Annotated in this window: 1 protein-coding gene; it reads left to right on the forward strand. The window is 46.4% G+C overall.

The annotated features are described in order from the left end of the window. Nucleotides 1-670 (forward strand): glycosyltransferase family protein (locus AC1DVA_RS28950; RefSeq protein ID WP_476808212.1); only part of this gene is annotated, 670 nt, incomplete at both ends.

Below are 670 nucleotides of genomic sequence, written 5' to 3' on the forward strand. Positions count from 1 at the left end.
GGCCACCGAGTTGTGGTTTGTTCAGACGCTTTTAGCGAAGAGAAACGATCATTGCTGCAATGCTCTGAGCTGGAAGTTAGAAATTTTTTTGCTGCAGAACCGCAGAGCATCACCCATTTGTCATATTCTGATGCAGCTCACAGCCGCGCATTCTTTCCATTCTCAAATCTATCATTCGCTTTGTATTTATCCGCGGCCTTAAGAACTGCGAAGAAAGCGGCCCCAAATGTAGTTTTTTCGCATTTTCTGGAGCCCTATTCGATTGTAGGAGATATCATTTCGCGCGAGCTTTCGATTCCCCACGTGGTCACTCATGCGGGTTCAGATATCGGACGCCTATGCACCATAGAAAGTCTTAGCGAGCTCTACCGCGTCATCGGCAAACGCGCGACGGTATTTGTGTCAAAGTCGTCAAGCGCTTTAGGGCTATTTGGGGCAGATCCAAACCTACCAAGCGTGAGTCCTTACTATCCTCCGACAGATTATTTCTCTCAGAACGGTAAAGCATTTTCTTTGCCCACAGCTCTGGAAGAATGGTTTAATAAACTTGATGGCCAGCCCATTTTCTTGTTCTACGGAAAGTTTGCACGGGGAAAGCGGATTGAAGAAATCATTAATGCCTTCTCCTTGCATATGAAGACAACTAAATCGGGGGGGCTTCTCTTAATTG

This window comes from Allobosea sp. P4_C6 (genome assembly GCF_056402015.1).